Origin of the sequence: Pseudochrobactrum algeriensis (genome assembly GCF_018436245.1) — a bacterium.
Classification (GTDB): Bacteria; Pseudomonadota; Alphaproteobacteria; order Rhizobiales; family Rhizobiaceae; genus Pseudochrobactrum; species Pseudochrobactrum saccharolyticum.
In genome coordinates, this window is record NZ_CP075361.1 from 472,743 (window position 1) to 495,023 (window position 22,281).

Here is a 22,281-nt window from a genome sequence, read left to right on the forward strand (position 1 = left end):
TCGGAAAATCCTGATAAAATGCGGGGCAGATGCCGGTATAATTGTGAGAGAGCTTCAAGCATGACACATGATTTTCTTCGACATCTCCGTTCCGAGCTGGATGGCCTGAAAACATCCGGCCTGTATAAAACCGAGCGTATTATTACCTCCAAACAGGCCGGTGAAATCGAAGTGGCCTCGGGAGATCGCGTTCTGAATTTTTGTGCCAATAATTATCTCGGACTGGCGGATAATGAGGAGCTGACAGAATCTGCCAAGCAAGCGCTCGACCGTTATGGCTACGGCATGGCGTCGGTGCGTTTTATCTGCGGGACGCAGGAAGAGCACAAGCAGCTGGAAGACCGGATTTCCTCATTCCTTGGCATGGAAGATACCATCCTTTATTCTTCCTGTTTTGATGCGAATGGCGGGCTTTTTGAAACGCTGTTCGGTGAAGAAGACGCAATTATTTCTGATGCGCTGAACCATGCCTCGATTATTGACGGTATCCGTCTGTCGAAGGCAAAACGGTTCCGTTACGCCAATAATGATATGGCTGCGCTTGAAGAAGAGCTGAAGAAGGCGGAGGGCTCCCGCTTTAAACTGATCGCTACAGACGGCGTGTTCTCGATGGACGGAATTATTGCCAATCTGCAGGGCGTTTGTGATCTCGCGGACAAATATAATGCGATGGTCATGGTAGATGACAGCCATGCGGTTGGTTTTGTCGGCAAAAACGGTCGCGGCTCTGCGGAATATTGCGGCGTTGAAGGACGGGTTGATATTATCACCGGCACGCTCGGTAAGGCGCTTGGCGGCGCATCCGGCGGCTATACATCTGCCAAAGCTGAAACTGTGGAATGGCTGCGACAGCGCTCACGTCCTTATCTGTTTTCCAACACACTCGCGCCGGTTATTGCTGCGGCATCACTGAAAGTTTTTGATCTCATCGAAAACGGTGCGGAACTGCGCGCGCGTCTCGCTGCGAATGCAGAACTGTTCCGCCGTGAAATGACAAAGCTCGGCTTTACACTTGCCGGAGACGGCCACCCGATCATTCCGGTGATGCTGGGTGATGCGGCGCTGGCACAGGAAATGGCCGCGCGAATGCTTGAAAAAGGCGTCTATGTGACCGGCTTTTCGTTCCCTGTGGTGCCGAAAGGTCAGGCGCGTATCCGTACACAAATGTCGGCAGCCCATTCGGAGCAGGATGTACGCAAAGCCATTGCGGTCTTTGAACAAACCGGCCGTGAATTAGGCATTATCTGAGGGAACTCCAATGACAAATATGATGAAAGCCCTGGTGAAAGCAAAGGCAGAACCGGGTCTGTGGATGGAGCACGTCCCTGTTCCTGAGATCGGCCCGAATGATGTGCTGATTAAGGTCAAAAAATCCGCAATCTGCGGTACGGATGTGCATATCTGGAACTGGGATCAGTGGGCGCAAAACACCGTGCCTGTGCCAATGGTTGTCGGTCATGAATTTATGGGCGAGATCGCAGAGATCGGCTCGGCTGTAACTAAATATAAAGTCGGCGAACGCGTCTCGGGTGAGGGGCATATTGTGTGCGGCAAGTGCCGTAACTGCCGTGCGGGGCGTGGTCATCTGTGCCGCAATACGCTGGGCGTGGGTGTGCACCGCGCGGGTTCTTTCGGAGAGTTCATCTGCCTGCCGGAATATAATGTGGTGGCAATTCCCGATGAAGTGCCGGATGAAATCGCCGCTATTTTCGATCCTTTCGGCAATGCGGTGCACACGGCTTTGTCTTTCGACCTGATCGGCGAAGATGTGCTGGTTACCGGTGCAGGCCCGATCGGCATCATGGGGGCGATGGTCGCCAAGCGTGCGGGCGCGCGCAAGGTTGTCATCACCGATATCAATCCGGTGCGGCTGGATCTGGCCAAAAAAGTCGGCATTGATTATGTGGTGGATGCCTCAAGAGAAAATCTTGATGACGTCATGAAATCCATCGGTATGACAGAAGGCTTTGATGTCGGGCTGGAAATGTCCGGTGCTGCACCTGCATTCCGCGACATGATCGACAAGATGAATAATGGCGGCAAGATCGCTATTCTCGGTATCGCCCCTGCGGGTTTTGAAATCGACTGGAACAAGGTCATTTTCAAAATGCTCAATCTGAAAGGCATCTACGGGCGGGAGATGTTTGAGACCTGGTACAAGATGATCGCCTTTGTGCAGGGCGGGCTTGATCTGTCTCCGGTTATTACGCACCGTATCAGGATTGATGAATTTCGAGACGGTTTCGAGGCCATGCGCTCCGGCAATTCCGGCAAAGTGGTCATGGACTGGTAAATACGGCCTGTGCTTTTTATGCTGCCGTCAGATTATAGCGATCTGACGGCAGTTTTTGTTTCATATGGCTTATTCAGCGCTTAGTTTCAGATATTTCTCAATCATATCAACAACGTGAAGGCGGCGTGTGCGGATATTCTCCTCCGAGGATATATCGACGCCAAAAGTAACGGACAGCGTATATTGGCTGGAAAGATACATGAAGCTGAGAGAGACGATGGAAATATAAAGCTGGGTGGCGTCGATCCCTGAGCGGAATATTCCTGCCGCAACACCGCGGTCGAGCTGTGTCTGGATCGACTGGATAAACGGGCGTGACGAGCGCGGTATGCTCGGGATGGTACGGATGAACTCTCCCTGCAACAGGTTTTCACCAAGCACGAGTTTGATAAAGGCAGGGGTGTCCCGCATATAATCAAAGGTGAATGCGGTCAGGGTTTTAATCGCATCCATCGGGTCGCGGTCGAGTATGCTCAGCTCTGCTTCCCTGCCGCGCAGCTGGTTATAAACCTGTTCCAGAGCCGCTTTATACAGTGTCTCTTTGTTCTGGAAATAATGGTAAAGCATGCGGATATTACAGCCCGCGCGCTCGACGATCCGCGATGTGCTGGCGCCGCTCAGGCCATATTCGCAAAATTCAACAATGGCTGATTCGAGAATAGCCTGGCTTGTGGCTTGTGCATTGCGCGAGCGCACAGCTTTGGAAGTGTTCATATCCACTTTACTCATTCTGTAATCCTCCGACGCTCTGACATTTCAGACCGTATATTTACGCATTTTGCAATGAGGGCAATTGACAAGAAAGTAAGTAATAGCTTACTTATTTAAAAAAAACTACTTCTTGTCACGCATGACATAAAAAGAGGAGGGGAAAGATGATTAAGGGAATTAAAAAGGCCCTGCTGCTGGGGGCTGCACTGGCTGTCAGTGTCGCGGGATCACCGGCACAGGCTCAGAAGTCTGATCAGATTACTGTTGCGATTACCGAAGGTGTGACGGGTTATAATCCTTATGCGGATTCCGTTGTGCTGATCGGGTCGATCTGGTGTCAGATTTATGGTTGTCTGACGCGCTGGGATTTTGAACAGGCAAAATTCGTTCCGTTTCTGGCCGAAAGCCTTGAGCCTGAAGATGACCTGAACTGGATCCTGACATTGCGTCCGGATCAGAAGCGTCATAACGGAGAGCCGGTTGTCATTGCAGATGTGATCCATTCGATGGAGCGCGCGCGTAACGACCCGCAGAGCATGTCGCAGGCCTCTGTCCAGTATATTAAAAATGTTGAAGCGCTTGATGATCTGCGTATGCGGATTACAACAACGCAAAAAATCTCCACGCTGCCGAATTATCTGGCATTCATGCAGATCACATCCAAATCCATCTATGACAAATACGGTGCACAGGAAGCTGATCGTCAGCATCCGATTGGTGCAGGCCCGTATAAATTGGTGGAAGTCGGTATCGGCAGCCATATTGTGATTGAGCGCGTGGATGGCCATCCGATGGTCAGTGAGACAAATCCGAAGCGCATTCTCTACCGGATGATGACCGAGCCGGAACAGCGTGTGACCGCGCTGGCCAATGGCGAGGTGCAGATCGCACAGGGAATTCCGCCGCAGCTGATTAACCGCGTGCAGCAGATGTCGAACGCGACAGTTGAAATGGTCGATTCCGCAGAAGCTATGTTCATTGCCATGAGCCCTGAGACCAAGCCATGGGATGATGCACGGGTACGTAAAGCGGTATGCCATGCAATCAATCGTGAGGGTATTGCCCGCGCTATTCTCGGTAATCAGGCAACCTTACTGAACGGACCGGTCGGTGCAGGCCAGCTTGGCTATGACGCGGATTACAAAACGCCGTTTGATTATAATCCGGAAAAAGCAAAGAGCTTGCTGGCAGAGGCCGGTGCAACCGGTGTTGCGGTTGATCTTTACACGCCGGTAGGGCGCTATATTGCAGACCGCCAGATCACAGAAGCGATTATTCCGATGCTGGAAGAGGCGGGCTTTAAAGCAACGCTGAAGACACCGGAATGGGCAACTCTGTGGACGAATGTACAGCGTGGCGACACACCATTCTATTATATGGGGCGCGGCAATATGCTGGATCCGTCCCCTGCGCTGGCGCAATATTTTGAAACCGGTGCATCACCGCGTCTGAAATATTCCAATGCGGAAGTCGATAAATTGCTGCAGGCCGAGCGTGAAGAATTTGACTTCACCAAACGGGTCTCCATGCTGAATAAAGCCATGGTGACGATCACGGAAGACGCTCCGGCTTGTTTCCTCTGGCTGCACCGACTGGCATGGGGTGTTTCCAAAAGCATCGATTTCAAACCGAGCAAAGCCGACCGCGTGAACGGCTGGGAAATCCACCTGCGCTGATTTCCCATGCGGATTTTCTGAAGCCGGATAAGGGATATTCCTGTCCGGTTTCGGGAGCCTGCCGATCCGGTTGTGCTGATCAGACTATGTACCCGTCTTTTTAATATTGCGTATGCCGCAGCCGGAAGTTTGCTTCCGCTTTGCCGTGGCATGCTCCGGTCAATTCCCGAGGATTTTCCATGTTGGGCTATACGCTGAAGCGCGTGTTGGGCACAATTCCTGTGCTCTTCATGGTGACACTTTTGATTTTTGTACTGATAAAACTCGCCCCCGGCGATCCTGTGGATATGTTGGTCAGCGATGAGGTAACTGAAGAGATCCGGCAGAATATCCGTATTGCCTGGGGGCTCGATCAGCCTGTCTATATTCAGTATCTGACCTTTATCAAGAATGCACTGATGGGTGATCTGGGAGAATCCTTCCGCTATCGCGAACCTGTCATGGATCTCATTTTACAGCGTTTGCCGGCCAGTATTGAGCTTGCCATTTATTCCACACTGCTTGCCGTCATTCTGGGGCTACCGCTTGGTGTCTGGGCTGCCAGCAAGCCGAACTCCTTTGTTGATACGATCGGCTCAATCGGCGGGTTTTTCGGCATCAGCCTGCCAAATTTCTGGCTGGGGATTCTCCTGATCCTGCTCTTCGCAGGCATGTTTAACCTCCTGCCATCGGGCGGGCGTGCAACATGGGGCATGGATGTTCCGGCTATTACAGGCTTCCTGACTATTGATGCGCTGCTTGCAGGGCGCTGGGATGCGCTGTGGGATGCAGTGCGGCATCTGACATTGCCGGTTATTGTATTGGGCACCAATATGGCGGGCATCATAATGCAGATTACCCGTGCATCCGTGCTGGAAAATTTGCAGGAAGATTACGTCATGACCGCCCGCGCCAAGGGTATGTCAGCACGTGTTGTGCTGTGGCGCCATGCTTTCCGCAATGCCCTGATTTCCGTTGTCACCATTATCGGACTTGAATTCGGTACACTCATCAGCGGTGCGATCATTGTCGAGACGGTCTTCTCCTGGCCGGGCATCGGCTATCTGCTGCTGCAGGGCATAACCTTCCGCGATTTTCCGCTGATTACCGGCCTTGTCCTCGTCTACACCTCGCTTTTTGTTTTTATTAATCTCGTGATTGACATGATTTACACGATTGTCGATCCGCGTATCCGTCTGAGGTAACGCCGATGACTTTCCGTTTCAGTACAGAAAAACTCACAGAGATTGTCAAAACGCCGAAAGCTGTTTTCGGACTGGGTGTTGTCAGCCTGTTGTTGATCGCCAGCCTCTTTGCACCATTCTTGGCACCGTTTGATCCGAACAAGCAGGATCTGATGCTGGCTTTGATGCCGCCGCAGCCGACCGGCCCGCATTTTCTCGGCACGGATCATGTCGGTCGGGATTTGTTGAGCCGCATCATTTACGGCTCACGCGTATCGCTGATTATTGCTGTTGCCGTGGTTATTTTCTCCGGTCTGGTTGGTGTCACACTCGGTGTGGTTTCCGGCTATTACGGCGGTCGTGTTGACTCTGTCATTCAGAAATTTCTTGAAGTGGTCTGGGCTTTCCCGCCCTTGCTGCTGGCGATTTCCATTGTCGCGTTTCTTGGCCAGAGCCTCGGCATTCTGATTATCGCGCTCGCCTCACAACGCTGGATTCCTTATTGCCGTCTGGCACGCGCCGAGGCGCTGAGCTTGCGTGAACGGGATTTTGTTGTGGCCGCTCGGTCGCTCGGTGCGCGGGACGGTCACATCTTGTGGAAACATATTCTGCCTAATCTCATCCAGTCATCCCTGATTGTTGGTACTTTCGCGATGGCGACAGCGATTATTGCTGAATCAAGTCTCAGTTTTCTGGGGCTGGGTGTGCCTGCATCAACGCCGACATGGGGCGGAATGCTGGCAGATGCACGCTCTTATATCAGCACATCGTGGTGGATGGCATTCTTCCCCGGCCTTTGCATCTTCACCACGGTGCTGGCCATCAATCTGCTTGGTGATGTTCTCAGAACGCATTTTGATCCTCGTCTGAGCACGAGATGATCTGAACTTTGTTATCCAAAAATTCTGCAACTTAAAAAGAAGGAACAACTACTTTGGTCGAACGTATTGAAATTTCAAAGACTGATGGCGCTCTGAAAAGCATGGCCGTTGTTCATAATGATATGGTGTTTTTGTCCGGTGTGCATGCAACCGACACAAGCGGTGATATTAAAGAGCAGACAAGAGAAGTGCTGCAGAAAATTGACCGGCTTCTGGAAACCGCAGGCTCCGATCACAAATCCATTTTCGTTGTTCATATCTGGCTGAAAGACATGCGCTATTTCGGTGCCATGAATTCTGTGTGGAATGAATGGGCTGACCCTGCCAACCCGCCTGCACGTACCTGCGTCAGCGGTGAACTCTACCGTTCCGATGTGCTCGTGGAAGCTGTTGTGATTGCTTATCGCAGCTGAAACGCAGACCGAACTCAAGCCTTAAGAACTGGAGAACCCTATGGAACTGAGAGAGCTTGGCCGGATCGACGGAGCAGGGCATCAGCCGAGAATATGTCTCGGAAAAGCATCCGACAAACTGGCTTCGGTCTGTCTGACAGCACCGGATAAAGGGGGAGATGTCAAAGACCAGTCTTTGCAAATCCTGAATATCATTGATGACTATTTTCAGAGTGTCGGATCATCGCGCAAAGACATTCTGATGGTACAGGTCTGGCTGTTCGATATCAGCGAATATGACGCTTTTTGCGAAGTGTGGAATGACTGGATTGATCCTGAAGGTGTTCCGGCATTGTCGGTCGTAACGGGACATGCGGCACGGCGTGACTGCGCCGTCGAAATTCGCGCTTACGCCGCTTGCTGAGACCATAAAAGCCTGTTTGCCGGAGATTATGATGACCGAAAAATTGCTCGAAATTTCTGACCTCGCTGTAAAGTTTAAGGGCATGGATGCCACAACTTTTGCTGTGAAAGGCATAGACCTTGCCATCGGGCGCGGGGAGATCGTGGCGCTGGTCGGTGAGTCCGGCTCCGGCAAATCGGTAACGGCCAAGTCGGTGATGCGGCTGGTCGGATTTATGGGCGGTACAATCACGGGCGGACAGGCACTGCTTTATGACAAAGCGGGGCAGGCTGTTGATCTCTACGCGATGGATGAAAAGCAGGTGCAAGCGCTGCGTGGTGATCGGATTGCCATGATCTTTCAGGAGCCGATGACATCGCTCAATCCGGTTCTGACAATTGAGGCACAACTGGCTGAAGTTGTTATCCGGCACCGGCAGGTGAGCAAGGCTGAGGCAGGGCGCCTCGCATTGGAGGCGCTTAATCAGGTGCGCATTCCGGAAGCTGAGCGACGGTTGAAACAATATCCCCATGAGCTGTCAGGCGGTATGCGCCAGCGTGTGATGATCGCCATGGCCATTTTGTGCAAGCCGGATTTGCTGATTGCTGATGAACCGACGACAGCACTGGATGTGACTGTGCAGGCGGAAATTCTGGCTCTGCTGAAAACTATTCAGCAGGAAACCGGCATGGCCATTCTGCTGATTACCCATGATATGGGAATCGTGGCTGAGATCGCCGACAAGGTGGTGGTGATGCTGAACGGAGCAATTGTTGAAAGGGGGGAGGTTCACGCTGTTTTCAACAATCCGCAGCATGAATATACCCGCCGTTTGCTGGATGCCGCGCCCAAGCTTGGTGAGATGCGCGGTAATGATGCAATTGCCGTTGAGAATACATCGGAGGCTGTACTAAGTGTGCGCAACCTCGTGACACGGTTTTCTGTGCGTCAGGGCATGTTTCAGCGCGTTGTTGCCAATGTTCACGCAGTGGAGAATGTCTCCTTTGAATTGCGGGAAAAAGAAACCTTGTCACTGGTTGGCGAAAGCGGTTGCGGTAAATCCACGACTGGCAAAGCGATCATGCAACTGATACAGACCAATAGCGGTGAAATCTGGCTGCAGGGGCGTAAACTGGGAGACATGAATGCCTCGGATATGCGTGAAACTCGCAAACGTATCCAGATGGTTTTTCAGGATCCTTATGCGTCTTTGAACCCGCGTATGACAGTCGCGCAGATTGTTGCGGAACCGCTGCATATTCATGGTATGGGAACTGCCGCTGAAATACAGGCACGGGTTTTGCAATTGCTGGACAGGGTCGGCCTGACAAAAGCACAGGCAGATCGCTATCCGCATCAGTTTTCCGGTGGTCAGCGGCAGCGTATCTGCATTGCACGCGCACTCGCTCTGAACCCGAAAGTCATTATTGCCGATGAGCCGGTTTCCGCTCTGGATGTGTCCATTCAGGCGCAAATTCTGGACTTGCTGGAGGAAATTCAGGAGGAATATGCCATTTCCATCCTCTTCATTTCCCATGATATGGCTGTTGTTGAAAAAGTGAGTGACCGCATCGCGGTTATGTATCTGGGTGAGATTATCGAGATCGGCCCGCGTGATGCTGTCTTGAGTTCACCTGCACATCCTTATACGCGGCGTTTGCTGGATGCAGTGCCGATTGTGCATCCGGAGAAACGTCGTGAGCGCAAGCTCTTGTCCCGTGAACTCAAAAGCCCGATCCGTCCGGTCGGCTATCAGCATGAGGCAATTCCGCTGAAGAGCGTCGGCTTTGAACATTACGCACGTATCAGCTGACATATAAGACAAGATTCCGGTAAAGCAGGCAGTTTTCAGGGCGCTATGAGCATGGTGCGCGGCTGCCTGTTTCACTATGCCCGCAGGCAAAACGATCAGGAGAAAGACGAATATGAAGGGAGACAGAAATTATATTTTCCTGATGGCTGTTGTCGTTGTAGGACTCAATCTCCGGCCCTTTATTGCGGCTATCGGCCCTCTCGCAGAAGATATCAGTCACGCAACCGGATTGAGCCATCACGGTATGGCGCTGCTGACACTGATACCTATGGCGCTGATGGGGTGTGTGGCATTTGCCGGTCCCGCATTGTTACGCACGGGTGAGATGCGCGGCATTCTTCTTGCGGCACTGACTTGTATCACTGTCGGCACTTTGTTGCGGCTGGCTGTAACCACGGGGCCTGCATTGCTGATGACAGCAGCTATTATCGGCCTTGGCGTTGCGGCGGTGCAGGCGCTTTTTCCTGCAATTATCAAGCAGCGTTTTCCTGACCGTTTTGCCAATATTATGGGGCTTTATTCCGCTATGCTACTGGCAGGCGGCGCGCTTGGCGCGCAATTGTCACCTGTCATTGTGCAACTGACCGGAACATGGCAGGCAGGCTTTGGTTATTTTGCAATTATGGGGCTGCTTGCAACTGTTCTGGTCTGGGCGGTACTTCCTGCTTCTTCCTCAGTTCAGACCGGTAAAAGCCTGACAAAATTATTCTCCCGTCCGCGGGCATGGTTGCTGATGATTGCATTCGGGCTGGTGAATGGCGGCTATTCATCCGTCATAGCCTGGCTTGCGCCTTATTATCAGGAAGCGGGGTGGAGTGTTACGGCAAGCGGTAGTCTGCTTGCCGTTATGGCGCTGTGTCAGGCTGTTTCCGCTCTGATTATGCCTGCTTTGGCGCAGGGCAACAGCAGGGATCGCAGACCATGGCTGTGGCTGGCGCTTGCGATGCAGTTTACAGGATTTGCCGGTTTTGCTTTTGCCCCAGCAAGCGCTCCGTTTCTTTATGTTGCGCTTGTCGGTGCCGGATTGGGTGGCTGTTTTTCACTGCTGCTGGTGGTGGCTCTGGAGCATATTCCTGACCCGTTACAGGCCGGAGCGCTCTCCGCAGTCATGCAGGGCGGAGGATTTTTGCTGGCAGCCCTGCCGCCTTTGATTGTTTCCGTGCTTCATGAGCAGACCGGAAGTTTTGCTGCGGGCTGGAAATGGCACATGGTCAGCATTGCTATTGCGGCAATCCTGACCAGACGTCTTGATCCTGAAACTTACAGTCCGGCTATGTTGTTGCTGACTGAGCCTGTGAATGCATCTGACCTGTAAATGGTCTTGTCAGGCGGCGATCGTCCAGCCGCCGTTTTCACCGTGCTTCAGCATCGGTGTGGTGAAGCAGCCGCGTGTCATCTCGGCAAATTCAGTGCCGAGTTGCTCAAGCGGGGCACGCCAGCGCTGGGTTTGCAGCATTGCCGCACCGATAACGACCGGCTTGAGTGCACGGGAATTCAGCAGATTGAGCGCAGCCACAATCGACGAGCCGCTGGAAATCACATCATCCACCAGAGCAATGCGGCGACCGTCGAGCAGCGGCAGCATACGCGGGTCGATATAGAGACGTTTGATCTGATCCGGTGTGGTGATGGAAGACAGTGGTACCGATAGTTCTTCCTCATACCAGAATTTGCGCGAAGTACCCAAAGGCACATAGCGGCTGTGACCGAGTTTGCGCGCCACTTCACTGGCAAGGGTCAGACCCAGTGTCGGCAGGCCGACAATCACATCCGGCTCAAAGGCATTGAGTTTAGCGGCCAGATCATCAGATAAAGCGTCGACCACATCAAAGGCCGCCTGATTGACGATCAGCGATGCCAGTGCATGTTGTTTATCCGAGAGGGGGCGGATCGGCAGTTGCAGCTGACGGCCGTCATCCAGCGTGGCCGGAAAGAAAGTTTCATGCACACCCTGTACATTGAAAGTTTCAGGCGCATAGAGTTTTTGCCAAAATTCATGCGGTTGCATCATGGTCTCCCGACAGTTCCTGCTCCACAAGGCGTGTCCAGAAGCGCACGCCGTGTTCAATGGCGTCGTCATTGAAGTCATAGGCAGTATTGTGGTGCAGGGCACCGTCTACAGCAGGACCATTGCCGAGCCAGACATAGCAACCCGGTGCCTCACCGGCGAAGAAGGCGAAATCATCGCCCGCAGTGGAAGGCGGGAAGCTGGTGCGCACTTTGCTGCCAAACACATCCTGTGCTGCACGCAGTGCACGCGCTGTGGCGTCGGCATTGTTGACGACCGGCGGGATACGGCGGATAAAATCATATTCGGCAACAATGCCATACATCATCGCAGTACCCTGCGCGAGGCGGCCGATTTCCGTCTCAAGCTGGTCACGGACATGCGGGGTATAAGCACGGGCCGTGCCGCCGATTTCCACAATATCCGGAATAACATTAAGAGCCTTCGGATCACCCGCCTGCAATGAGCAGGCGCTGACGACAGCCGGTTGCAACGGATCGACCACGCGACCGATAATTGTTTGCAATGAGGCGATGAAAGTAGCCGCTGCTGTGACCGGATCTTTGCCGAGATGTGGCTTGGCACCATGGGTGCCAGTACCGCAGAAAGTCACACGCCAGCTGTCGGAAGAGGCGAGCTGGGGGCCTTCAACCACAGCGATTTCATCAGGATCAAGACCCGGCATGTTATGCAGGCCATAAACCGCATCGCATGGAAACAGGTTGAACAGTCCTTCTTCAACCATGCGCTTGGCGCCACCGCGACCTTCTTCTGCAGGCTGGAAGATGAAATGCACAGTGCCTGAGAAATTACGGCTTTTTGCCAGCGCACGGGCTGCACCCAGCAGAAGCGTGGTGTGGCCGTCATGGCCGCAGGCATGCATTTTACCGGCGAATTTTGATTTATAAGGACGATCCGCCATTTCCGGCATTGCCAGCGCATCTATATCTGCGCGCAGGCCAATGGTGCGGGTGCCGTTACCGATCTGTAAAGTGCCGACCACACCTGTACCGCCAAGACCGCGATGAATGGTGATACCTGCCTCTTCCAGAAGTTTGGCAACAATATCCGATGTGCGCTCTTCTTCAAAACCGAGTTCAGGATGCGCATGCAGATCGCGGCGCAGCTCGGTCAGAAAAGCAATATCGTCGAGGATAGGATCAGTCATAGGTATTACTCTGTCACTTGCAAAATAGGGGAGGCCAGCACTTGTCCGGTTTTAACATCGGCAATGCCCTGATCAGTCTGGTGCGGGCCGGCATTGCAGGCCAGTGTTGCACCAAAACAGGCTTTGAAAATGAGATAAGGCGGCTGCCAGTCCACCACATCATCCATAGCTGTGCGCAAAGCTGCAAACTGTGCGGCAACACCGGCCAGCGATGCCTCAGACACCAGACCGGAGACCGGCAGCGGAAGCAGGGCGGTGACTTTGCCGCTATGCGCAACTGCCATGCCGCCACCGGCAGCGACCACGGTATTGGCTGCGAGTGCCATATCTTCTTCATTGCCGCCGAAGACTGTGAGATTATGGCTGTCATGGGAAACTGTGGTGGCGAAAGCACCACGCCAGCTGCCCCATTCACGCAGGAAGCCAACGCGCGGTTTCGCTTCTGCACGGCCATGGCGATGGGCAACGGCAATCATGGTTGCACCTTGCGGCGGTACTACAAAACCATTGACGACGTCCGTTTCCGCTTGACCCCATTGAGTAAAGCGCGGGCGGTCAATGGTTGCCACCACAACGCTCTTGGCATCGCTGCGAATGCGGAAATCATTCGGCTCTAGCGCATCAATCTTCATGGATTGCAGGAAATCACCGGCGCTGGTGTTGGTGAGGGAATGTGCGAGAACACCGCTTGAAGCAGCAACTGCACCATTGGTCAGCACGGTCTGTGCAGTGAAATCGGACAGGTTGTCGAAGATCACAATATCCGCACGGCGACCTGCTGCAATCAGCCCCAGATCATCGCGGCCAAAGCGGCGCGCTGCATTGAGTGTTGCCGCCTGCAAAGCCCATTCCGATTTCATGCCATAGCGCACGAGGCGGCGCACCACATCATCAAGACCACCGGCATTGAGCAGATCATCAGGGAACACATCATCCGTACAGAGGGTAACAGTCTGCGGCAGATGGCCGAGGCGGTTCAGTTCCTGCACAAATTCCGGCAGCAGATGGTCGTGGGAGCCGCGCATCTCAATAGTGAGACCGGCGCGCAGTTTTTCCATCAGGTCGCTGCCGGAAACCAGCTCATGATCGGAGGTTACACCCGCAGTCATAAAGGCCGCGAGATCAGAGCCGGTGAGGCTGCGTGCATGGCCGCAAACCGGCTTGCCCGCTGCAAGTCCCGCATGGACAATGGCACTCATCCGCGGTTCGCCGTCAATGACATTGCGCATGGTCATGACTTCGGCAATACCGCCGATTTCAGGCCGCGCCAGCAGGTTATTCAGCACATCAGCGTCAAAGTCCGCTCCGGCCAGTTCCAATCCCGGTGCGGACGGCACACAGGAAGGTGCCAGCATAATGGTACGCAGCGGCAGATCACGGGTTGCCGCAATTGCCCAGTCAACACCGGCTACGCCATGCACATTGCCGAATTCATGCGGGTCCCAGACAATGGTTGTCACACCACGCGGCACCACGGCATTCGCATAGGTGGCAGGGGTGATCATCGAGCTTTCAATATGCATATGCGTATCGATTAGACCCGGTGTGATATAACCGCCTTTGGCATCAATGATTTTGGCTGCATCTTTACGGCTGTCCGGTGCATGAACAGAGGCAATCAGAGCGCCGGTGATGCCGATATCAGCACGGCGATGTTCGCCGGTCACCATATCAATGACGGTGCCGTTGATAATCAGGCAGTCAAAAGCTTCTGCGCCGCGTGCTGCGGCTGCTGCTCTAAGGCGCAGTTCAGGAGAACTCAGATCAAAGGGTTCTGCATGTGTCATGATTTGGCTGCCTCTGTTCTGAGGGCATCGAAAATAATGCCGAGAATGGCTTCCGCATCGCCGTCAGCTGCATAGGCGGCGTTGAATGTGGCATGGCTGGAGCGTGTTTCCACCACGGTGCGGCCGCGTGTCAGCGAGCCGCAAAGTTCCGCACCAATGAATGCCCTGTCAAAACGCACCAGATCAGGACGGGCAAAAGCCACAGCTGCCGCCGGATCATAGAGCGCCATGGCTGTGCGGCCACGCGAGATCGCAATATTGATAAAGCCGCCGGTCATATCGGCAATCAAAGCGGCATTGGCACCACCGGCTGCGCGGATCGGATGCACATCATCCGGCGTGGCCAGAATTTTACGGCAGAAATCAAGCTCCACCATTTTCAGTGACAGCTCATGGGCAAGCACAATTGCCAGCGCTTCCGGATCGGCCAGAGCGTTAAACTCGGCCGAGGCCGTGTGATTGCCTTTGCCAACGCCGCCGCCCATCCAGACCAGCTCGTCAATCCGTGCTGCCAGATCGGGGCGTGCCAGTGCCAGTGCGGCAATATTGGTGAGGGGGCCAAGTGCAAGAACGCGCTTGGTGCCGCAGGTATTTTCAAGCCAGTTGCACAGGGCGGTGAAGGCACAACCCTGTGTATTATCTTCACAGACAGGAAGGTTCAGGCCGAGTGTCGGAATGCCGGTTTCACCGAGAATTCCGGCGGCAGTTTCAATCTCCGCCAGAACCGGTTTGTGCCGCCCGCGATAGATCGGAAAATCCCAGCCGAAAACCTGTGTCGCACCCGCCGCATTGCGGCAGACCTGACCAAGTTCCGTATTTCCGAAAACGAGAGACACGCCGTCGATTTCTAGACCCAGATGTTTCACCACCAGTATGGCGGCGATATCATCAAAGCCCATATCCGTATCAATCCAGACACCCATGCTGAAATTTACTCCCGTTCCAGAATTGCCGCCTGATCAATTGGCAGATCAAAGGCAACCTCATCGCCCAGTGCATAGGCAGGCAGAGCGGCATCAACATCGGCTTTGACTGAGCCGAATGGTGTTTCCAGCACATATTCACGGGTGTTACCGGCAAATGCGGCGCCGCGCACAATACCTTTGAGCGGGCCGGTACCAAGCGTGACGATCTTCGGGCGGAACGCCAGACCGGCAGCTTTCGGCAGTGGTGCATTGAGCGGCACTTCACCAGTTTCGGAATAGAGCTTGCCATCGCGGATTGCATAGACATTCTCGAAGCCGACAAAATCCGCCACAAAGCGCGATGCCGGATGATTATAGATCTCTTCCGGTGTGCCGATCTGTTCAATCGCACCGGCACGCATCACCACGATACGGTCGGCGAGCGCCAGAGCTTCCGCCTGATCGTGGGTCACGAAGATCATGGTGACGCCGGTTTCCTGTTGCACGCGCTGCAATTCAGTACGCATGTCGAGACGCAGACGTGCATCCAGATTGGACAGCGGCTCATCGAGTAACAGTACTTTCGGTTCCATCACCATCGAGCGGGCAAGGGCAACACGCTGCTGCTGACCACCGGACAATTCCGGCGGCTTGCGGTCGGCAAATTTTGCCAGCCCAACGGATTTCAGGCCGCTTTCAACTTTCTGGCGCAGTTCGTCACCTTTGATGCCTTTGAGTTTGAGGCCAAAGGCAACATTGTCAAACACGGTCAGATGCGGGAACAGTGCATAGGACTGAAACACCAGCCCGATTTCGCGTTTATTGGCGGCAACGCGGGTAATGTCTTTGTCGTCAAGACGGATAGTACCGCCTGCCACATCCATCAGGCCTGCAATCGCACGCATGGTGGTGGTTTTACCGCAGCCCGAAGGGCCGAGCAGCGCCAGCAACTCACCTTTGTTGATTGTGAGATTGAGCTTATCCACGGCTGTGGTGTTGCCGTAACGCAGTGTCAGCTGGTCGAGAGTAAGAAAGGCTTGATCAGACATAGCGGGAGAATCCTAGGAAACGTTCTGCAAGAAGGACAATGCCCATGGACAGAAAAGCAAGCAGAGAGGAGAGGGCGGCGATGGAAGGGTCAAAAACAATTTCCATATAGCCCAGCATATCGATTGGCAGGGTGCGCACACCGGCGCCGGAGAGGAACAGCGACACCGGCACCTGATTGAAGCTGGTGACAAAACCGAGAATGAAAGCGGAAAGAATACCGCCGCGGATATTCGGCATCACTACGCGGAAGAACGCACCGGCGCGCGAGCAGCCGAGCAGCACAGCCGCTTCTTCCATGTCTGAGCGCAGATTGTTGAGGCTGGCAGACACCACACGCACCGCATAAGGCAACACCAGTGCTGTATGCGCTAGAAACAGCGCCAGCGTGATGGACATACCAACCGGCACCACGAAATAACGCAGCAGTGCTAAGCCGACGATGATGCCCGGCACAATGATCGGTGAGGATACGATTGTGCGCACGGTTTCGGAAAACGGCATGTCATAGCGTGCCATCGCATAGGCTGCCGGTACACCGAGTGCCAAAGCCACCAGAGTGCCGCCGACCGCCAGAACCATGGAGGTGATGAAACTCTGCTGGAAACTCTCGATGGTAAAGACCTTATAGACCCATTTCAGCGAGAAGCCCTGCGGCGGGAATGCCAGTGTGTCACCGGCCGAGAAAGAGGCGGCAACGATGATGAGGAACGGGCCGATCAGAAAGACAATGACTAGCCAGAGAACCAGATTGGCCGGATTAATCAGCCGTGAAAGCAAATTCGAGTTCATTTTTTGCCCTTCACTGTCGCAATACGCTTCAGAAGAATATTAGCGGCGAAACTCATCACGACGAGAATGAGAGCGATAACGCTGGCCGCAGCAAAATTATTGGATACGGTTACATGCTGATAGAGCAGTGTTTCCAGCATCAGAACCTTGGAACCACCGAGAATGGCCGGTGTGATATAGGCGGTGAGCGAACCGGTGAAAACCAGAGTACCGCCGACAACCAGACCTTCTTTGGTCAGCGGCAGAATGATTTTCCAGAACACTGTAAACCAGCTGGCACCGAGCACGCGGGCTGCAGGCACGACATCTTTCGGCAGGTTTTCCAGCGCACTGATCAGCGAGATCACCATCAGCGGCAGAAACAGCTGCAGCAGACCGATGAAGATCGCGGTTTCAGTGAACAGAATACGCAGCGGTGCATCGCTTAAGCCCACAGTCTGCAGGGCCTGATTGATAATACCGGTGCGGCCGAGAATAACGATCCACGCATAGGTACGGGCAACCGGCGAGATCATCATCGGCAGCATGATCAGGCCGATCATCCGGCCTTTGGAATTGGCAGGCAGGCCGACAATCGCCCATGCGGTGGCATAGCCGATAATCGCAGCGACAACGGTGACTTCCAGTCCCAGCCGCAGGGTACGCCAGAACACGGTGCGGTTCATCGGCTCGGAGAAGAAATCAATCCATGGGGCAATTGTCCATCCTTCTGTTGATCTGAAACCTTCAGACAGCAGAAGAATAACAGGGACGAGGAAGACAAGTGCCGCGAAAAGCGCTGCCGGCAAGGCCAGCCACATGGCTTCGGTGCGGTTGTTGAACATAAGCTTTCCTATAAGACAGGTGGCCTACAGCATAATTCCTTAAACTTGAATCAGTTTAAGGAATTATGCTGTAAATATAGTGTATTAGAGCGACCTTTGTGCGCCCTAGAGGGCGCCCGGCGCTCTAACCGGAGGCGGGATAATGCATCAAAAAAGAAAGCTGCCCGTGAACTGAAAATGTTACGGGCAGCTGCTGTTATTTGGGCCGGATTACTGGCCGATTTTGGCGTTCCATTCTTTCAGCCATGTGTCGCGATTGTCGAGAACGACATCGGACGGAATGAGCTGAAGGCTTTTGGCGGTTTCTTCGCCAATGGTGAGGTTGCCGGCAATTTCGTCGGAAACCTTGACTTCTTTATTGGCAGGGCTGTCGACCAGCTTTTCAGCAATCTTGGTCTGAATTTCAGTGGAGAGCCAGAAATCCATGAATTCCAGAGCCAGATCACGGTTCTTGGAATCCTTGGCAACGACCATCACATTCATGCCGCCGGTCTGGCCTTCTTTCGGTGTTGCCCAGCCGAGTGGCAGGTCAAGCTTTGTGAAAGGTGCCCAGGAGAAACGACCGATTGGTGCTGCCCAGATTTCTTCCTGCTGCATCAGCTGCACGAGCTGCGAGGATTTGACGTAGAAAGTCACGATGTCATCGGATTTTTCACCAACGGCAGCAATGGCGTTTTTCAGATCAGCTTCATTATGGCCGAGGGATTTTTCCAGCATGTAAAGCGCTGTCGGACCCTGATTGGTGGTCACATTCGGGAAAGCAATATGCGGTGCATATTCAGGCTTCAACAGGTCTGCCCAGGACTCGATTTTCATCTTATCGGTGCGGTAAACGATCGAGGTCGCATAGAATGTGTAACCAACGCTCATGCCGTCTTTGTTCGGGTCTTTGGCAATGTCGTAGAGCTTGTCGAAGTTGGAAAGCTTCGATGTGTCGATCTTGTCGATCAGACCGGCGCGGGAAGCCTGCAGCGCATCGGCCATGGAAACAACGGCCATATCCACAACAGGACTGGCTTTGTTGGCTTCCATTTTAGCCAGACGTTCTACGCTGTTGCCGGTTTCAACAACCAGTTTACAGCCGCATTTTTCTTCAAACGGCTTGTAGAGGATTTCTTTGAAATCATCCTGCGCAAAAGCGTAAACCGAGATGGTCAGGGTCTTGTCAGCGGCATAAGACGCTGTGGTCAGAAGCGCCATGGTGGATGCGGCGATGAGTTTCTTCAGCACTTTTAAAGTCCTTTTGCGGAGTTGGAGCATTTCCAGAAAAAGTGGGAACCGGTTTTTCGTCCGGATAATGCGATAAGAACAAAGAGACAGAGCATTTCTGATGTTTTCATTGATACTGGAAATGCTCTGATGAGTGATCAGACAGAATAGAACGGCATGTTTGGCGGGCAATCAGTGTCATTGGCACACGGGATGTGCCGAAAGTCGGCACCGGTCCTTTGCGGTTTTCACTTTTGCTCTCAATAGCTTGCACCAGTGAGGCAATGGCAATCTCACCGATGCGCGGCAAATCCATGCGCACGGTGGAAAGCGCAGGCGTAATGCCTGAAGCCCAGAACAGGTCATCAAAACCAATAACACTGACATCATCCGGCACACGGTAACCGCTGTGATACAGCTCGGTCATCGCACGCAGGGCATGCACATCAGACACGGCGGCAATGGCCGTTGTGCCGGATGCAATTTTCTCATTCAGGCCGAGATGGGCGCCTTTGCCGAATTCAGCCTCGTGATGTTCGATCCACAGAACATCAATGTCTGTTTGTCTGCCTAATCCTGCACGAATACCGCCCAAACGGTCATTCTGCACGATAGAGGCCGGATTTTTACCGATCAGCAGCACTTTGCGGTGTCCGCCGGACAGCAGATGCTGGCCCACCAGTTCGCCGCCCTGCCAGTGATCCGCCGCAACAGTATTGCCGGGGGTTGAAGGGCTGTCGATCACCGCGACAGGAATGTCCAGATCCGCAATGCGGGTGCCAAGACGCGGTACGATCACCAGACCATCGACACCATATTCAATCAGGCGGTTAATCGCTTCAGTCTGCAGGCTGACGTCGCCGCGCGAGTCTGCAATCAGAATACCATAACCGGCAGCCGCCGCTGCCGCTTCAATCGCCTGTGCGATTTGTGGAAACAGCGGATTGGCAATATCCGGCAAGACCAGACCCAGTACGCTGTTGCGCCCTGTACGTAAAGCCCGCCCTGTATGGCTCGGGACATAACCCATCTGGGCAGCTTTGGTTTTAATGCGGGAGATAAGACTGGCCGATACGCGTCCTTTGCCGGACAGGGCATTGGACACCGTTGCAACTGACACGCCAAGAGCCTTAGCGACGTCGCTAAGATTGACCGTTTGTTTTGGTTGCAGGGAATCGGACATAAGACGATCTTGATTAAACGATTAATCATCTTTCGATACGGCTTCTTCGCCGGAGAGTCAATGCGACTAAGACGGATGTTTTACCGGATAGGTTGCAGAGATTATTTCAGGGCATCAGCGCTGTGGATTACGGCCGTGCGCCCCCAGCCGAATAACACTGCGGTACTATGTGCGGCTAAGGCAGCCATAAAAATCATCCAGAACAGGCCGTGCCATTGAAAGTACAGGGCAAAACTGAGCAGCATCAGCCATGTAATCGCAAACCAGCTTAGCACTGCCCATTGTCTGCCCTCGCTGATGCCGCCTAAAGCAATGGAGCCGGTTGCGAGGAAAATGAACAGCAAAGCCTGTTCTGTGACAGATTGGCTGATCTGATAGCCATAGAGCCAGATATAGCCGGTCACGAGTGCAAACAGGATGACAGCACCGCTTAGGATGATAAAACCTGAGCTGACAAAATCCGGCGCTTTCTGTTGTTTCTTCTCTCTGCGTGCCTGCAAATATTGGCGAAAAGGCTCATTGCTGGCAATAAACGGGTTCTGAGAAGATTTGTTGCCTTTTACGCCATAGGCGAAATCTGTTTCAGGCAGATCCGGACGATAGGTGCCGAACAGCCTGTCCCAGAACACAAAACTTCCTGCATAATTCGAGTCCGAATAGGCTCTGTCATCCACATGATGGATGCGGTGATGCGCCGGTGTGACCAGAATATATTCCAGAAAACCAAGTCTTGGCGTGAGAGCGCTGTGGTTCATCAGCTGGATTGCATAATGCAGCACCGAAACCGTAATGAAGACGGATAGCGGAACGCCCAGCAGTGCCATGGGAATAAAGAAAGGAATGGAGGCGAGGGAGGAATACCATGAATTACGCACGGCCAGCGACAGATTGAAATGCTCTCCCTGATGATGCACCACATGCACAGCCCAGAGCAGCGCGAATTTATGATGCAGACGATGCAGCCAGTAAAAGCAGAAATCCCACATCAGAATAGCAAACAACCACAGCCAGACCGGTGACCACTCCGACACAATATTCAGGCTGAAATTTGCAACAATAAAACCATAACAGGCAAGTTCCAGACCACGAAACAGCCAGAGCATCAGATGGCCGGAATTCAGGTTGAACACCACATCATGCCAGTCGACTTTTTCCTTGCCTGTTTTGCTCAGGATAATCATTTCACTAAGCACAAGGATAATCAGCAGAAAAATCGGAAAGGTAATAGCGATCATGTGGCGCGCCTCACAGCCATTTCCGCTCTGATATTCAGCACCCGCTGAGTGAGCAGGCCTGCGCAGATAGCCAGAGCCGCGCCGCCGAGCAGGTCTACGAATTGGTGGCGATGTAATTGCAGAATAGACACTGTAATCGCTGCGCCCCACAGTGCTATAACGGTACTGCGCAGAATATGCGTTCTTTGCCAGAGCGCACAGACTGCCAGTATTGTGAGCGTCACATGCAAGGATGGCAGGCAGTTCTGCAATGAATCATATTGGATCAGCAATTTCAGAACCGAGGCGCTGAATGTATCCTGTGTAACCGGCGGAAACTGCATTGTTGTCGGCCAGAAGGTGAAAATGATCCCTGCGCCTAAGGCAGAAAGCTGCATGGATCTCGCCAGCCAGACCAACCGTGTTTGCGGGCAAAACAGATATGCCAGCGCCACCAGCGGGAAAAATGACAAGTATAGCCAGATAGCATTTGGGTCGAAATCAAACCACAGATCAATCGCTGACGGTTGCAGCATGATGGCCGATGCCTGATCCTGACTGCTGGTCAGACTGTAAATCAGCCCGACAGCACCCCAGCCGGTCAGCATAGTCCAAAGGCGCAAATACAGCGAATTCATCCGGTCTCCCGCTCATTTCCCGTCTGCGAAACATGGTCTTTCGCTGAAACACAGACCCGTTAAATAGCCTGACTTTGCCGTCATTGTCACTAAACTCCGTTACAAAACGTCTCTTGACGGAGACCGGCTATCATGCGACCCCGTTAAGGAACACCATAATTTAATTGCGAGTAT

At 53.4% G+C, this 22,281-nt stretch carries 21 protein-coding genes; 9 read left to right on the top strand and 12 right to left on the bottom strand.

The features are described from left to right. Positions 1-60: 60 nt before the first annotated feature. Both KHQ09_RS04275 and tdh read left to right on the top strand, forming a co-directional pair. Complete coding sequence (locus KHQ09_RS04275; RefSeq protein ID WP_075654271.1) at positions 61-1,248, top strand: glycine C-acetyltransferase; 1,188 nt, start codon at positions 61-63, stop codon at positions 1,246-1,248. 10 nt (positions 1,249-1,258) lie between these two features. Further along, positions 1,259-2,293, top strand: a complete 1,035-nt coding sequence (gene tdh / locus KHQ09_RS04280) for an L-threonine 3-dehydrogenase (protein ID WP_022709494.1) — start codon at positions 1,259-1,261, stop codon at positions 2,291-2,293. 69 nt (positions 2,294-2,362) lie between these two features. Here the strand turns inward: tdh and KHQ09_RS04285 are convergent, their stop codons facing one another. After that, the gene (locus KHQ09_RS04285) at positions 2,363-3,022 is read right to left on the bottom strand and encodes a TetR/AcrR family transcriptional regulator (RefSeq protein ID WP_213596536.1); all 660 of its coding nucleotides are present in this window, start codon (positions 3,020-3,022) and stop codon (positions 2,363-2,365) included. Positions 3,023-3,168: 146 nt separating this feature from the next. Between KHQ09_RS04285 and KHQ09_RS04290 the strand changes: the two genes are divergently transcribed. The 7 genes from KHQ09_RS04290 (at position 3,169) to KHQ09_RS04320 (ending at position 10,647) form a co-directional block, all read left to right on the top strand. Then, a complete protein-coding gene (locus KHQ09_RS04290; protein ID WP_121993940.1) occupies positions 3,169-4,680 on the top strand; it encodes an ABC transporter substrate-binding protein in 1,512 nt (503 codons plus the stop codon). 179 nt (positions 4,681-4,859) lie between these two features. Further along, positions 4,860-5,864, top strand: a complete 1,005-nt coding sequence (locus KHQ09_RS04295) for an ABC transporter permease (protein WP_022709497.1) — start codon at positions 4,860-4,862, stop codon at positions 5,862-5,864. Between the two features lie 5 nt (positions 5,865-5,869). Beyond that, the gene (locus tag KHQ09_RS04300) at positions 5,870-6,724 is read left to right on the top strand and encodes an ABC transporter permease (RefSeq protein ID WP_213596538.1); all 855 of its coding nucleotides are present in this window, start codon (positions 5,870-5,872) and stop codon (positions 6,722-6,724) included. 53 nt (positions 6,725-6,777) lie between these two features. Continuing rightward, positions 6,778-7,137 (top strand): RidA family protein, encoded by a 360-nt coding sequence (locus KHQ09_RS04305; RefSeq protein ID WP_022709499.1) that lies wholly within the window; start codon positions 6,778-6,780, stop codon positions 7,135-7,137. 40 nt (positions 7,138-7,177) lie between these two features. After that, positions 7,178-7,540, top strand: coding sequence for a Rid family hydrolase (locus tag KHQ09_RS04310; RefSeq protein WP_022709500.1), 363 nt, complete (start codon positions 7,178-7,180; stop codon positions 7,538-7,540). 28 nt (positions 7,541-7,568) lie between these two features. Then, positions 7,569-9,332 (top strand): ABC transporter ATP-binding protein, encoded by a 1,764-nt coding sequence (locus tag KHQ09_RS04315; protein WP_238481561.1) that lies wholly within the window; start codon positions 7,569-7,571, stop codon positions 9,330-9,332. Between the two features lie 112 nt (positions 9,333-9,444). Continuing rightward, a complete protein-coding gene (locus KHQ09_RS04320) occupies positions 9,445-10,647 on the top strand; it encodes a cyanate transporter (protein ID WP_213596542.1) in 1,203 nt (400 codons plus the stop codon). A 9-nt stretch (positions 10,648-10,656) separates the two neighbouring features. Here the strand turns inward: KHQ09_RS04320 and KHQ09_RS04325 are convergent, their stop codons facing one another. From KHQ09_RS04325 to KHQ09_RS04375, 11 genes are all read right to left on the bottom strand, one after another. Further along, complete coding sequence (locus KHQ09_RS04325) at positions 10,657-11,340, bottom strand: phosphoribosyltransferase (RefSeq protein ID WP_213599797.1); 684 nt, start codon at positions 11,338-11,340, stop codon at positions 10,657-10,659. Continuing rightward, positions 11,327-12,508, bottom strand: coding sequence for an amidohydrolase (locus KHQ09_RS04330; protein WP_213596544.1), 1,182 nt, complete (start codon positions 12,506-12,508; stop codon positions 11,327-11,329). The genes KHQ09_RS04325 and KHQ09_RS04330 overlap by 14 nt, the downstream gene beginning before the upstream one ends. A 5-nt stretch (positions 12,509-12,513) precedes the next feature. Beyond that, entirely contained in the window at positions 12,514-14,295 is a 1,782-nt protein-coding gene (locus KHQ09_RS04335; RefSeq protein ID WP_213596546.1) for an adenine deaminase, read from the bottom strand. After that, positions 14,292-15,218, bottom strand: a complete 927-nt coding sequence (locus KHQ09_RS04340; RefSeq protein ID WP_213596548.1) for a nucleoside hydrolase — start codon at positions 15,216-15,218, stop codon at positions 14,292-14,294. The genes KHQ09_RS04335 and KHQ09_RS04340 overlap by 4 nt, the downstream gene beginning before the upstream one ends. An 8-nt stretch (positions 15,219-15,226) precedes the next feature. After that, positions 15,227-16,249: an ABC transporter ATP-binding protein gene (locus tag KHQ09_RS04345; RefSeq protein ID WP_213596550.1), complete on the bottom strand. Its 1,023-nt coding sequence runs from the start codon at positions 16,247-16,249 to the stop codon at positions 15,227-15,229. Then, complete coding sequence (locus KHQ09_RS04350) at positions 16,242-17,039, bottom strand: ABC transporter permease (RefSeq protein ID WP_213596552.1); 798 nt, start codon at positions 17,037-17,039, stop codon at positions 16,242-16,244. The genes KHQ09_RS04345 and KHQ09_RS04350 overlap by 8 nt, the downstream gene beginning before the upstream one ends. Next, positions 17,036-17,863, bottom strand: coding sequence for an ABC transporter permease (locus KHQ09_RS04355; RefSeq protein ID WP_213596554.1), 828 nt, complete (start codon positions 17,861-17,863; stop codon positions 17,036-17,038). Before KHQ09_RS04355 ends, KHQ09_RS04350 begins: the two co-directional genes overlap by 4 nt. A 210-nt stretch (positions 17,864-18,073) precedes the next feature. Beyond that, positions 18,074-19,090 carry an ABC transporter substrate-binding protein gene (locus KHQ09_RS04360; RefSeq protein WP_213599799.1) on the bottom strand — a complete coding sequence of 339 codons (1,017 nt, stop codon included), beginning with the start codon at positions 19,088-19,090 and terminating at the stop codon, positions 18,074-18,076. A gap of 109 nt (positions 19,091-19,199) precedes the next feature. Beyond that, positions 19,200-20,255, bottom strand: a complete 1,056-nt coding sequence (locus KHQ09_RS04365; RefSeq protein ID WP_213596556.1) for a LacI family DNA-binding transcriptional regulator — start codon at positions 20,253-20,255, stop codon at positions 19,200-19,202. Positions 20,256-20,356: 101 nt separating this feature from the next. Continuing rightward, positions 20,357-21,490, bottom strand: a complete 1,134-nt coding sequence (locus tag KHQ09_RS04370) for a sterol desaturase family protein (protein WP_213596558.1) — start codon at positions 21,488-21,490, stop codon at positions 20,357-20,359. Next, complete coding sequence (locus KHQ09_RS04375) at positions 21,487-22,107, bottom strand: phosphatase PAP2 family protein (RefSeq protein ID WP_213596560.1); 621 nt, start codon at positions 22,105-22,107, stop codon at positions 21,487-21,489. Before KHQ09_RS04375 ends, KHQ09_RS04370 begins: the two co-directional genes overlap by 4 nt. Between the last annotated feature and the right edge of the window lie 174 nt (positions 22,108-22,281).

Coding starts and splice junctions, on each gene's coding strand:
- KHQ09_RS04275 (WP_075654271.1), top strand. CDS start 61: ATGACACATGATTTTCTTCGACATCTCCGTTCCGAGCTGGATGGCCTG.
- tdh (WP_022709494.1), top strand. CDS start 1,259: ATGACAAATATGATGAAAGCCCTGGTGAAAGCAAAGGCAGAACCGGGT.
- KHQ09_RS04285 (WP_213596536.1), bottom strand. CDS start 3,022: ATGAGTAAAGTGGATATGAACACTTCCAAAGCTGTGCGCTCGCGCAAT.
- KHQ09_RS04290 (WP_121993940.1), top strand. CDS start 3,169: ATGATTAAGGGAATTAAAAAGGCCCTGCTGCTGGGGGCTGCACTGGCT.
- KHQ09_RS04295 (WP_022709497.1), top strand. CDS start 4,860: ATGTTGGGCTATACGCTGAAGCGCGTGTTGGGCACAATTCCTGTGCTC.
- KHQ09_RS04300 (WP_213596538.1), top strand. CDS start 5,870: ATGACTTTCCGTTTCAGTACAGAAAAACTCACAGAGATTGTCAAAACG.
- KHQ09_RS04310 (WP_022709500.1), top strand. CDS start 7,178: ATGGAACTGAGAGAGCTTGGCCGGATCGACGGAGCAGGGCATCAGCCG.
- KHQ09_RS04315 (WP_238481561.1), top strand. CDS start 7,569: ATGATGACCGAAAAATTGCTCGAAATTTCTGACCTCGCTGTAAAGTTT.
- KHQ09_RS04320 (WP_213596542.1), top strand. CDS start 9,445: ATGAAGGGAGACAGAAATTATATTTTCCTGATGGCTGTTGTCGTTGTA.
- KHQ09_RS04325 (WP_213599797.1), bottom strand. CDS start 11,340: ATGCAACCGCATGAATTTTGGCAAAAACTCTATGCGCCTGAAACTTTC.
- KHQ09_RS04330 (WP_213596544.1), bottom strand. CDS start 12,508: ATGACTGATCCTATCCTCGACGATATTGCTTTTCTGACCGAGCTGCGC.
- KHQ09_RS04335 (WP_213596546.1), bottom strand. CDS start 14,295: ATGACACATGCAGAACCCTTTGATCTGAGTTCTCCTGAACTGCGCCTT.
- KHQ09_RS04340 (WP_213596548.1), bottom strand. CDS start 15,218: ATGGGTGTCTGGATTGATACGGATATGGGCTTTGATGATATCGCCGCC.
- KHQ09_RS04345 (WP_213596550.1), bottom strand. CDS start 16,249: ATGTCTGATCAAGCCTTTCTTACTCTCGACCAGCTGACACTGCGTTAC.
- KHQ09_RS04350 (WP_213596552.1), bottom strand. CDS start 17,039: ATGAACTCGAATTTGCTTTCACGGCTGATTAATCCGGCCAATCTGGTT.
- KHQ09_RS04355 (WP_213596554.1), bottom strand. CDS start 17,863: ATGTTCAACAACCGCACCGAAGCCATGTGGCTGGCCTTGCCGGCAGCG.
- KHQ09_RS04365 (WP_213596556.1), bottom strand. CDS start 20,255: ATGTCCGATTCCCTGCAACCAAAACAAACGGTCAATCTTAGCGACGTC.
- KHQ09_RS04370 (WP_213596558.1), bottom strand. CDS start 21,490: ATGATCGCTATTACCTTTCCGATTTTTCTGCTGATTATCCTTGTGCTT.
- KHQ09_RS04375 (WP_213596560.1), bottom strand. CDS start 22,107: ATGAATTCGCTGTATTTGCGCCTTTGGACTATGCTGACCGGCTGGGGT.